The sequence below is a fragment of the Azospirillum sp. B4 genome (genome assembly GCF_000333275.1).
Classification (GTDB): Bacteria; Pseudomonadota; Alphaproteobacteria; order Azospirillales; family Azospirillaceae; genus Nitrospirillum.
The window spans coordinates 1-10018 of sequence record NZ_BACU01000470.1; the positions used below are offsets into that span (position 1 = coordinate 1).

Genomic DNA, 10018 nt, shown 5'->3' on the forward strand with positions numbered 1-10018 from the left:
GGGCGGTGATTGACAGGTTACCCTGACCGGTGCNGTGGCCGCCAGGCAGGGTGCGCCAGGCGTGGGCCTGGATGCCCAGGGGGGCGAACAGGGCNTCTTGCGCCAGGACGTCCAGGCTTTGGCCCGTGGCGCGCTCCACGATCAGGCCCACCAGGAAGGCGTTGAGGGAGCAGTACTGGTAGGTGCGGCCCGGCGCCTCCCGTACCGGCACGGCCAGGGCGGCCGTGGCCCAGTCGCCGCTTCGCTCCCCCGCCTCATCCAGCGTGTCCTCGTTGCCGGGGGAGGCGGGGTCGGTGTCGTCGGCCGCCAGGCCGGAGCGCATGGTCAGCAGGTCGCGGAGGGTGATCGCCTCCCAGCCTGCGGGCAGGGGGCCCGGCAGGTGACGGCTGATGGGGGTGTCCACGCCCGCCACCCGGCCCCGGTCGATGGCGATGCCCATCAGCAGGCCGGTCAGGCTTTTGGTGGCGGAGCGGATGTCGTGCAGCGTGCTGGCGCCGTCGCCGTTGTAATAGGCCTCCGCCACGCGCCGGCCGTGCTGAAGGACGACGACGCCCTTGAGGTCCGGGTGCGGGTCGGTGCGCAGGCTGTTGAGCACGGCGGCCAGCCGGGCCGGGTCGGGCGCCGCCGCCCGTGTGGCCACTGGGATCAGTCCGGTGAGGGCCGCCCCCGCCAAGCCACCCAGCATCTGCCGCCGTCCGCAAACCCATCCGTTCATGCCGCCTCTCCCCGGTTACGCGGGCGGAAGCTTCGCCGAGATCACGCCGCCGGGGCAAAGGCCATCCGGGCGGGGTGTCATGGGGCCACTTGGATGATGTGGCGTCAACCAGGATGAAACCCCTGCCGTTTCACCACGACCGCTGCTATGAAATCGATAACATCAGCGATAACACCCAAGGTGAGGAAGCGACATGGCGATACGGGCGGCGTGGGCACTGGTCCTGGCGATGGGGGTGGCCGGAGTGCCGGCGCGGGCGGCGGAGACCGTCAAGGTCAACCCGGCGCTGGAGGCGGTGCTGGCGGAGGATCCGCCCTTCCAGGCGCAGCGCCTGCGCCTGGTGGATGTGCCCGCACCCGCGGGGCCGGCGGTCAGCCTGTTCAACGGCCATGACCTGGGCGACTGGGATGCCTGGCTGGGCTATCCCGATCCGGCGCGCACCTATCTGCCGCGGCCGGGGCAGGCGCCCATCGGTGCCGACAAGGCGGCCATCGATCGTATCTTCCACGTGGTGACGGAGGACGGGGAGCCGGCGATCTTCATCACCGGGCAGACCTGGGGCGGCATCGTCAACCGGGGCGACCACGCCAACTATCACCTGCGCCTGGAATACAAATGGGGCAAGGCCCGCTACGCCCCGCGCCTGGGCATGCCGCAGAACAACGGCCTGCTGTACCACAGCCATGGCGCGCCCGGCGCCGTCTACGGCACCTGGATGGCGGCGGCGGAGTTCGAGATCATGGTGGGCTCCGTCGGCATGGTGGTGCCGGTGGGGCCCAACGTCACGGCGGTGACGGAGGTGGGGCGCGACCGCTCCCTGATCGACCCGCAGCGGCGCTACATGGCCGGCGGGCGCAGCGTTGTCGTGCGGCAGCCGGCCTGGAACGTGGAAGCGGCCAGCGATGCGGAAAAGCCGGTGGGCGAATGGAACGTGCTGGACCTCTACGTCCTGGGTGACCAGGCGGTGCATGTGGTGAACGGCGTGCCGGTGATGGCGGTGCGCGAGCTGCGGGAGTGGCACGGTGACCGGGCATCGGAACCGCTGACCCACGGCCGTATCCAACTACAGTCCGAAGGGGCGGAAACCTTTTTCCGCCGCATCACGCTGGAGCCCATCACCACGCTGCCGCGTGTCGTGGCGGAGTGAAAGCCAAGCCGGCGGATGCCGGTGCCCGGTGCTTGAGGGCATACGTCAAGACTCCTTCAGGAACTCCAGCAGCAGCCGGCTGACCTCCGCCGGCGCCTCCCGCGTGGGGAAGTGGCCGACGCCGGGCAGCAGTTCGCGGTGGTAGGGGCCGGTGAAGTGGCCGGCGGCCCTCTCGGTGGTGGCGGGCAGGGTGCAGCGGTCGTCGTCGCCGTGGATCATCAGGGTGGGGATGGACAGGGTGCGGGCGGCGCGCTGGCGCTTCTCCAACTCGGCATAGCGGGGGTCGGGCTTGGCCTCGTCCCAGCGCACGCGGTAGGAATGCAGGGTGATGGCGGCCCAGTCGGGGTTTTCGAACGCCGCCGCCGTGCGCTCGAACGCCGACTCCTCATACCAGCCGGGGGGCGACCAGGTGTCCCACTGGTGGCGGGCGAAGGCCTTGCCGTCGTGGCAGATGGTTTCGGCCCCCCGTTCCGTCGTCAGGAACCATTGGTACCAATAGCGCTGGGCCTGGGGCAGGGGCGGGGTGGGCAGGCTGCCCGGCTCCCACCCCACCGACAGGGCGGCGACGCGGCACAGCCGGTCCGGCGCGACGGCGGCCAGGAAATAGGCGATGCGCGCGCCCCAGTCGTGGCCGAAGACGGTGAAGCGCTGCCAACCCAGCGCGTTGGCCAGATCCAGCGCGTCCTGCGCCAGGGCGGCGATCTGGCCGGAGCGGGTGGTCTGGCTGGACAGGAATCGCGTGGGGCCGAAGCCGCGCAGCCAGGGCGCCACCGTTTTGTACCCCGCGTCCCACAGGGCCGGCGCCACGGCGTCCCAGGTGTGCGCGTCGTCCGGCCAGCCATGCAGCAGCAGCACCGGCGGTCCGTCGGCCGGGCCGCCCGTCAGGTAGGCGATGTCGAGCAGAGGGGTGGAGAGGTGGGCGATCTCCGGCGCCGTGTTATGGGGTGCGGTGTTTTGCATGCCGTATGAACCCTTTGACGAGGTTTCCGGTCCCGGCTCAGCCGGCGGCGCTGGCCACCACCCCCTCCGCCCCCGCCAGGTCCAGCAGCGGGAGGAAGGCGCCGGGCTCCTGCGCGCCCGACAGGGAGTAGAGGCGGTTGAAGATGAAGCAGGGCACGGCCTGGATACCCAGCTGGCGCACGGCGGCCAGTGACTGGCGCAGCGCGTCGCGGTCGGCGTCGCTGTGCAGGAAGCGGTCGGCGGCCTCGGCGTCCATGCCCACCTCCCCGGCGATGGCTGCCAGCACCGCTCGGTCGCCGATGTCGCGGCCGTCGCGGAAATAGGCCGTCTGCAGGGCGGCCGCCAGGGTCTGCGCCTGCGTACCACCCAGGCTGTTGCCCAGCCCGCCCGTCGCCTCGGCCTGGCGCAGCAGGCGGTGGGCGTTCAGCGTGTTGGGGGTGCGCCGGATGCGATCCAGGTTCAGCGTCAGGCCCTCCGCCGCCGCCGTCTGCTCCAGCAGGGCGTTGACCTGGCGGATGCGCTCCACGCTGCCGAACTTGGCCAGCAGGTCGATGGTGCGGTCCACGCCGCCTGACGGTGTGTCGGGGTCCAGCTGGAAAGGCAGCCAGCGCACCTCCGGCACCAGGGTGGGGCGCTGGGCCAGCGCCCGCTCCAGCCGGCGCTTGCCGATGTAACACCACGGACAGACGAAGTCGGCGACGATTTCGATCAGCATGGGCAGGCCGGCGGGGTGGTCCAGTGCGGGTCGTGGGGGCCGGCCGGGCGGATCGCCCAGGCGCCGGTCAAGGCGGTCGGACTATACGGCGGTGGTGCGCCCGGCGCGAGCCTCCTCCAAAGGTGTATGCGCCCGGACGAGGGCCACGGACGGGCGGCCGCCGAATGCCTGGGGTTTCTTTTTCGTTCCGGGAGGCGGGCTCCTGCGCTAAACTTTTCTGATCGTTATATTATGTGGGCACGCCGCCGGCCCTGGTCGATGGCGCCTGGTGGTTAAATCGCGGACGCTTTCGAAATAGGCCGGTTCGGTCGGCTGGGGATCCCCGATGGGGTCCCGTGGGGGAGACCCGTTCCATGAGCGAAACCTACGTCAGCATGAAGATTCGCGAGGCGATGGCCCAGGCGCAGGGCAGCCGCGCCCAGGCGCAGCGCATCCTGATGGCCTGGGCATTGGCCGACGAACAGTTGATGCGCGGCCTCTGCAAACCCTTCCTGAAGGGCATCACCGGTGCGGCCATCGAGCGCGCGGCGCGTGGCGGTGGCGCTGCGCCGGCACTCGGCACCCCCGGCACCGCTCCGGCCGGCACCGCCCGCCGGCCGCCGGCGCCGCAGCGCCTGACGCCCGCCCAGCTGGACGCCATCGTTTCCCGCATGGGTGGCACCCGCCTGGCCACTCAACCGCCCATCCTGAACGGCGCCCCCCCGCCCAAGGCGGAGGGCACGGTGAAGCAGGCGGCCTCGGTCAAGGCCCTGGCCGCCGCCTTCCACCGCAAGAAGTTCTGAACGGCAACCCGCCCGAATCAGCGGCCTGGAGCAGGACCGCTGGAGGCCACCGACCGGCGGCCCCGGAGCGAGTACCGAAGGACGGAGCGAGGAAGCCCAGCGGCCGAATGGCCGCGCCCGGCGTTTGAGGGCTGGGTAAGCCAAGGCGGGGCCGGCGGCTCCGCCTTTTGTTTCCGGACCGCTTCGTGGTATCGCTGCCGGCCTTGGTTTCGTCCGGTTTCTTATAAGGCCCGCTTTCGCCATGACCTCTGTCGCCGTCCGTTTCGCGCCCAGCCCCACGGGCCGCCTTCACATCGGCAACGCCCGCGCGGCGGTGATGAACTGGCTGTTCGCCCGCAGGAAGGGCGGCAGCTTCCTGCTGCGCATGGACGATACCGACCGGGAGCGGTCGACGGCCGAGTACGCCGCCGGCATCGAGGAGGATTTGCGCTGGCTGGGCCTGGAGTGGGACCGTTTCGCCCGCCAGTCCGACCGGCTGGACCGCTATGCCCTGGCGGCGGACCGCCTGAAGGCCGCCGGCCGCCTCTACCCGTGCTATGAGACGCCGGATGAGCTGGGCTTGAAGCGCAAGGCCCAGCTGGCCCAGCACCGCCCGCCGCTGTACGACCGCGCCGCCCTGCGCCTGACCGATGCCGACCGCGCGCGGCTGGAGGCGGAGGGCCGCCGCCCGCATTGGCGCCTGAAGCTGGAGCATACCCCCGTCGCCTGGGACGACCTGGTGCGCGGGCCCCAGCGTTTCCAGGGCCAGGACCTCAGCGACCCGGTGCTGATCCGGGAGGATGGCCAGCCGCTCTACACCTTCGCCTCCGTCGTGGACGATATCGAGCTGGGCATCACCCACGTTATCCGGGGTGAGGACCACGTGGCCAACACCGCCGTGCAGATCCAGCTCTATGAAGCGCTCGGGGGCCCCGTCCCCGCCTTCGGCCATTTCCCCCTGATCACCGACGCCAGCGGTGCCGGCCTATCCAAGCGCCTGGGCAGCCTGAGCCTGAAGAGCCTGCGCGAGGACTCCGGTTTGGAGCCCCTGTCCATCCTGTCGCTGCTGGCCAAGATCGGCACGTCGGACGCGGTGGAGGCCCGGGGCACGCTGGCCGACCTGGTGGCCGACTTCGACCTGGCCAAGGTCGGCCGGGGCACGCCCAAGTTCGATGCGGAGGACCTGCACCGCCTGAACGCCCAGATCCTGCACCACATGCCCTATGAGGCGGTGGCGGAGCGCCTGGGCGGCCTGGGCATGCCGGGCGCGGACGAGGCCTTCTGGCTGGCCGTGCGCCCCAACATCAGCCATGTGGCGGAGGCCAAGGGCTGGTGGGACATCACCCACGCCCCGCTGGCGCCCGTCGTCACCGACGCCGGTTTCCTGGAGGCCGCCGCCGGCCTGCTGCCCGCCAGCCCTTGGGGCCCCGACACCTGGGGCCAGTGGGTGGAGGCGGTGAAGGCCGCCACCGGCGCCAAGGGCAAGGCCCTGTTCATGCCCCTGCGCCTGGCCCTGACCGGCCTGGAGCATGGGCCGGAGCTGAAGACCCTGCTGCCCCTCATCGGGCGGGAGCGGGCACTGGCCCGGCTGTCCGGGCAAACCGCTTAAACTGTCCGCATCCTCAGCGTATTATCGTCTTTTCCTCTCATCCCAGGTCAATCCGTCATGGCGCTTCAGCTCTACAACACGCTCACCCGCGCGAAGGAAGTCTTCGTGCCCGTCGACGCTGCCCATGTGCGGATCTACTGCTGCGGTCCCACCGTCTACAGCTACGCCCACATCGGCAACGGGCGCACCTTCACCGCCTTCGATCTGTTGGCGCGGGTGATGAAGCACCTTTATCCAAAGGTCACCTACGCCCGGAACATCACCGACGTTGATGACAAGATCATGGACCGGGCCAAGGCGCTGGGCCAAAGCATCGAGACGGTGACGGAGACGACGACGGCGCAGTTTCATGCCGACATGGACGCACTGAACCTGCTGCGCCCGGATGTGGAGCCGCGCGCCACCGGGCACATCGACGCCATGATCGCCATGATCGGGCGGCTGATAGCGTCCGGCCACGCCTACGCCGCAGAGGGCCACGTGCTGTTCAACGTGCCGTCCATGCCCGACTACGGCCGCCTGTCGCGCCGCAGCGTGGATGAGATGATCGCCGGCGCCCGGGTCGAGGTGGCGCCCTACAAGCAGAGCCCCGCCGACTTCATCCTGTGGAAGCCCTCGGCCGACGACCAGCCGGGCTGGGACAGCCCCTGGGGTCGCGGCCGTCCCGGCTGGCATATTGAGTGCAGCGCCATGACCGCCGCCCACCTGGGCCCGGTGTTCGACGTGCACGGCGGCGGGCTGGATTTGATCTTCCCCCATCATGAGAACGAGATCGCGCAGAGCCGCTGCGCCCACGGCACCCAGGTCATGGCCAACTACTGGGTCCACGCCGGCTTCCTGACCATGTCCGGCGACAAGATGTCGAAGTCGCTGGGCAACATCTTCACGGTGGCCGAGCTGCTGGACGAGGTGCCGGGCGAGGCCCTGCGCCTGGCCTTGCTGGCCGCCCACTACCGCCAGCCGCTGGACTTCTCCAAGGACGGCCTGCGCCAGGCCAAGGCGACGCTGGACCGCTGGTACGGCGTGTTGCGGGCGGCCCAAGGGGAAACGGGCGAGGTGCCGGCCGCCAAAGTGCCTGATGAGGTTCTGGCCGCCCTTGAGGATGACCTGAACACGCCGCTGGCCTTCAGCCTGCTGCATGAACTGGCCAACCGCTTCCACAAGGAAACGGAGGCGGCCGCGCGCCAGGCCGTGGCCGCCGACTTCAAGGCCGCCGCCGGTCTGATGGGCCTGCTGACCCAGGATCCCGAGGCCTGGTTCCGTTGGGTTCCCAAGGGCGCCCAAGGCCTGGACGAGGCCGCCATCGCGGCCGCCATCCAGGCCCGCAAGGACGCCCGCGCCGCGAAAAATTTCGCGGAGGCCGACCGCATCCGCAAGGAGCTGCTGGAACAGGGCGTGGTGCTGGAGGACGGGCCGCAGGGCACGACCTGGAAGCGGACTTAACCCACCGGCGCCCTGGCCCGCAGCTCCCACGCCGCCGCCTCGTCCATGCGGCCCAGCCGGCGCAGGCAGGCTGCGCCCTGGGCGAGGGGGGCGGCCAGGCCGGCGGGATCGCCGTGCTCGGCGGTTTCGGCCGCGTGGCGGTACCAGTCCATGGCCTCAGGGTCACGGCCCAGCGCCGCCAGGGTGTCGGCCACCGCCCGCAGGGCGTGGCACAGGCCCTCCAGGTTCACGCGCCCCGCCGCGTCGCCGTCCTCCACCGCCGTGACGGCGGCCAGGGCCCAGGGCAGGGCGTCGGCGGGGTGCTTCAGATCCATCAGGCACTGGGCGACGCGCAGGCGGGCGCGCCCGACGTCGTCATGGCTGACGGGGCCGTCCAGGGGCCCGCGCGCCAGGGCCGTCACGCTGCGCTGGAACCAGACCAGCGCGTCCTCCACCAGGCCCAGGGCGTAGAGGCAGTCGGCCATCAGGTGCAGGCTGGCGCCCAGGCTGGCCTGATCGACGCGGGCCGGACTGGTGCTTGAGCGGGTGTCGCCCTGTTCCTTGGCGGCCACCGCCTGTTGCAGCCAGGGCAGGGCCTGGTCGGGCTGGCCGTGGCGGGCCAGGCACGCGGCGGCCTGGTGCAGGCTGTGGCCCACCGCCTCATGGTCCACCCGGCCCTGGATGTCGCCATGGCCGGCGGTTTCCGCCGCCTGGATGAACCAGGCCAGCGCCTCGGTGTCCCGGTCCAGACGGGCCAGGCAGGTGCCCACCAGGTGTTGGCAGGCCGCCAGGCTGTCCCAATGCACCAGCCCCTGGGCATCGCCCCGTTCAGCCGCCGCCACCGCGCGCTGGAACTCCGCCAGCGCCTCCTCCACCCGCCCCAGGTCATACAGGCAATAGCCCAGGTCATAGAGGATGCGGCCCAGGCGGTCGGGGTCGGTGTCGCTTGCGGCGGCATCCTGCCCCGCCGGGGCGACGGCCCCTTGCCCCGCCAGCGCGACGGCCTGGAGGAAGACGGGCAGCGCGTCCTCCGGCCGGCCCTGGTCGATCAGGCCGCGGCCATGATGGTGCAGGCCGCCGGAAAGGGCCGGGGCGGGATGGGTGAAGGGAAACGCGGGGTGCGCCGGCATGTGGGGACGGTCCCTTGCCAAGAGGGGGCCGGCCAAACGTGGGGACGGGGGGTGGGGCTGTCAACGCGCGCTGGACCTGGGGGACCTTAAGGGCAGGGGGCGCGCTGACGGGTATGGAGGAAGGGATACGGCGCTCGCCATAGGCACTGGCGCCTCAAAGGGACAGGGGCTCCCGGATCGCACCCGGGAACCCCTAACCTTCTGATCCAGCGCGGATTCAGCGCTTCAGCCGACCGCCGCTCACATCTTCCAGCCGATGCTGACGGTGCCGTTCAACCCGGCGCCGTAGTAGCCCTGGGACCAATACAGGCTGGTGATGTATTTCTCGTCCGTCAGGTTGTTCAGGTTGGCGGTGATGGACCAGTTCCGGTCGATGTCGTAGTGCGCCATCACCCCCAGCAGCGCGTAGGCGCCCTGCTCGCTGTAGATTTCCTTGCCGGTGGTGGTGCTGACGGCCTGCTGGTCGCGATAGATGCGGCTTTGCCACGACAGGGTGGTGCCCAGCTTCAGCTTGTCCGTGGCCTGGTAGTTGGCCGACAGGCGCAGGGTGTGGCGCGGCACATAGGTGCGCGCGGCGTGGCCCTGCTCGTCCTCGATCTCCACATAGGTGTAGCCGGCGGCCAGCTGCACGCCCGGCACCACCTGGCCCGACACCTCCGCCTCCACGCCCTGCGAGGTGGCGTTGACGCCGGTGTAGTAGGTCTGGCCGGTCGTCAGGTTATAGCCGGCGCTTTCCGCCGTGTTGTCCTGCTTGGCCTGGAACAGGGCGAAGCTGGCGTTCAGCTTGCCGTCGTACCAGGCGCCCTTGGCGCCCACTTCCACGTTGTCGCCCTCGATGGGGGCCAGGATCTTGTTGTTGATGTCCGTCTGGGTCTGCGGGTTGAAGATCTGGGCATAGCTGGCATAGGCCGAGATCTGCGGCGTCACCTCATAGACCAGGCCGGCATAGGGCAGGGCGCGGGTGAGGTCATAGCTGTTGGGCGCGCCATAGCTGTCGCCCGACATCTTCACGTGGGTGACGTTGACGCCGGTGATCAGCTTCAGCGGATCCAACAGGCTGAACCGCGCGGCGGCATAGCCGGTTTCGCGGGTGTAGTAGTAATGCGCCTCGCCGGTGTAGGCGTCCATGGCCGGTTCCGGATAGCTGCCGTCGAAGGCGCTGTAGCCCGGCAGCGCGGTGCCGATGCCCTGGCCGTAGTCGGAATGCTGGAAGCTGTTGCTGCGCCCCCAGTTGCCGCCCAGCACCAGGTCATGGGTGCGGCCCAGGGCCTGCACCGGGCCGGAGACATAGGCCTCCGCCGTCCACTGCCGGTCATGGTTGTGGTAGGCGGAGGGGTAGGAGTAGAGGCCGTCGCCCGTGGTCTTGTCCGGCGTGCCGTAGACATAGAACAGGTCACTGTCGCCCTCGGTCACGCTGTGCATGACGCTGGCCTTGGCGATCCAGCCGGACCCGAGGTCGTGGCGGATGTCGGCGAACATCTGCTGGGTCTGGATGTCCCAGCGGCTCCAGTCGGCCGAGGTGCTGGTGCTGCGGCTGTAATGGGTGGGCGTGCCGTCGG

Annotated in this window: 9 protein-coding genes; 4 read left to right on the forward strand and 5 right to left on the reverse strand. The window is 70.4% G+C overall.

Annotation, left to right across the window (positions count from 1 at the left end):
• A partial coding sequence (locus tag I55_RS20615; RefSeq protein ID WP_148293868.1) for a serine hydrolase occupies positions 1-715 on the reverse strand: 715 nt, incomplete at its 3' end.
• Between the two features lie 193 nt (positions 716-908).
• Here I55_RS20615 and I55_RS20620 point away from each other — a divergent pair.
• The gene (locus tag I55_RS20620; RefSeq protein WP_083901297.1) at positions 909-1862 is read left to right on the forward strand and encodes a DUF1080 domain-containing protein; all 954 of its coding nucleotides are present in this window, start codon (positions 909-911) and stop codon (positions 1860-1862) included.
• Positions 1863-1907: 45 nt separating this feature from the next.
• On the opposite strand, the gene I55_RS20625 is transcribed toward I55_RS20620, so the two are convergent.
• Both I55_RS20625 and I55_RS20630 read right to left on the reverse strand, forming a co-directional pair.
• Positions 1908-2822: an alpha/beta fold hydrolase gene (locus I55_RS20625; protein WP_044562469.1), complete on the reverse strand. Its 915-nt coding sequence runs from the start codon at positions 2820-2822 to the stop codon at positions 1908-1910.
• A gap of 37 nt (positions 2823-2859) precedes the next feature.
• Entirely contained in the window at positions 2860-3537 is a 678-nt protein-coding gene (locus I55_RS20630) for a DsbA family protein (protein WP_044562470.1), read from the reverse strand.
• Between the two features lie 353 nt (positions 3538-3890).
• Here I55_RS20630 and I55_RS20635 point away from each other — a divergent pair, with 353 nt between their 5' ends.
• The 3 genes from I55_RS20635 to cysS all read left to right on the forward strand — a co-directional run bounded on the left by I55_RS20635 (position 3891) and on the right by cysS (position 7350).
• Positions 3891-4319 (forward strand): hypothetical protein, encoded by a 429-nt coding sequence (locus I55_RS20635; RefSeq protein ID WP_049974346.1) that lies wholly within the window; start codon positions 3891-3893, stop codon positions 4317-4319.
• 241 nt (positions 4320-4560) lie between these two features.
• Positions 4561-5907 (forward strand): glutamate--tRNA ligase, encoded by a 1347-nt coding sequence (gene gltX / locus I55_RS20640; protein ID WP_044562471.1) that lies wholly within the window; start codon positions 4561-4563, stop codon positions 5905-5907.
• A 57-nt stretch (positions 5908-5964) separates the two neighbouring features.
• Positions 5965-7350 (forward strand): cysteine--tRNA ligase, encoded by a 1386-nt coding sequence (gene cysS / locus I55_RS20645; RefSeq protein ID WP_044562472.1) that lies wholly within the window; start codon positions 5965-5967, stop codon positions 7348-7350.
• Here the strand turns inward: cysS and I55_RS20650 are convergent.
• The gene (locus I55_RS20650) at positions 7347-8459 is read right to left on the reverse strand and encodes a tetratricopeptide repeat protein (RefSeq protein WP_044562473.1); all 1113 of its coding nucleotides are present in this window, start codon (positions 8457-8459) and stop codon (positions 7347-7349) included. The genes cysS and I55_RS20650 overlap by 4 nt on opposite strands.
• Positions 8460-8699: 240 nt before the next feature.
• Positions 8700-10018 (reverse strand): TonB-dependent siderophore receptor (locus I55_RS20655; RefSeq protein WP_044562474.1); only part of this gene is annotated, 1319 nt, incomplete at its 5' end.

What these genes read in the sequence shown, in the direction of transcription:
- I55_RS20620 (WP_083901297.1), top strand. Translation starts at nt 909, where the DNA reads ATGGCGATACGGGCGGCGTGGGCACTGGTCCTGGCGATGGGGGTGGCC.
- cysS (WP_044562472.1), top strand. Translation starts at nt 5,965, where the DNA reads ATGGCGCTTCAGCTCTACAACACGCTCACCCGCGCGAAGGAAGTCTTC.
- I55_RS20635 (WP_049974346.1), top strand. Translation starts at nt 3,891, where the DNA reads ATGAGCGAAACCTACGTCAGCATGAAGATTCGCGAGGCGATGGCCCAG.
- I55_RS20625 (WP_044562469.1), bottom strand. Translation starts at nt 2,822, where the DNA reads ATGCAAAACACCGCACCCCATAACACGGCGCCGGAGATCGCCCACCTC.
- gltX (WP_044562471.1), top strand. Translation starts at nt 4,561, where the DNA reads ATGACCTCTGTCGCCGTCCGTTTCGCGCCCAGCCCCACGGGCCGCCTT.
- I55_RS20630 (WP_044562470.1), bottom strand. Translation starts at nt 3,537, where the DNA reads ATGCTGATCGAAATCGTCGCCGACTTCGTCTGTCCGTGGTGTTACATC.
- I55_RS20650 (WP_044562473.1), bottom strand. Translation starts at nt 8,459, where the DNA reads ATGCCGGCGCACCCCGCGTTTCCCTTCACCCATCCCGCCCCGGCCCTT.